Source organism: Pectobacterium fontis (assembly GCF_000803215.1).
GTDB lineage: Bacteria > Pseudomonadota > Gammaproteobacteria > Enterobacterales > Enterobacteriaceae > Pectobacterium > Pectobacterium fontis.
Genome location: NZ_JSXC01000092.1, coordinates 1 through 816, shown reverse-complemented (window position 1 = coordinate 816; position 816 = coordinate 1). Strand labels below are relative to the sequence as shown.

Here is an 816-nt window from a genome sequence, read left to right as displayed (position 1 = left end):
AAAAGCAGGTTCGCCGTCTGGAGGAACAAAATACGATATTAAAAAAGGCTACCGCGCTCTTAATGTCCGACTCGCTGAACAGTTCACGCTAGTTGCCACATTAAGCGACAGTCACACGGTTGTCAGTCTTTGTACCGCTTTTGGCATACACCGCAGCAGTTATCGGTACTGGGTGAAACGACGCGATACGATTAATCCGGAGCAGGTCAGGCTGCACAGCGAAATACGTCGGGTCTGGAACCTGAGTCGGGGCTCGGCGGGAGCACGTACTCTGGCTGATATATTGACCTGCAACGGCTTCCCGATGAGCCGTTATCGTGCAGGGCGTATGATGAAAGAGCTGAATCTGAGCAGTGGCCAGCCTGGAAAACATCAATACAAAAATGCCCATCAGGCGCATACGTGTTTGCCGAATCGGCTTGAACGCCAGTTCGCCGTACCGGAACCAGACAGGGTATGGTGCGGAGATATTACATATATCTGGGCGGGAAACCACTGGTGCTATCTGGCGGTCGTCATGGATCTTTTTGCCCGCAGAGTGATCGGCTGGAGCCTGTCAGAGCAGGCCGATACGGCATTGATAAGTCGAGCCTTGAGGATGGCCTACGAGAGCAGGGGTAAACCGCGGGATGTGATGTTCCATAGCGATCAAGGAAGCCAATATACGGGGTTGAAATATCAACAACGTCTCTGGCGTTACAGGATGAAACAAAGCGTCAGTCGGCGGGGAAACTGCTGGGATAACAGTCCAATGGAGCGCTTCTTCCGTAGCCTGAAAACAGAATGGGTGCCTGCAAAGGGTTATCAGGGCAAAGA

The 816-nt window shown here is 52.5% G+C and carries 1 pseudogene; it reads left to right on the top strand.

The features are described 5' to 3' along the window. Window positions 1-816 (top strand): annotated as a pseudogene (locus OI69_RS18715) (IS3 family transposase); the annotation flags it as partial.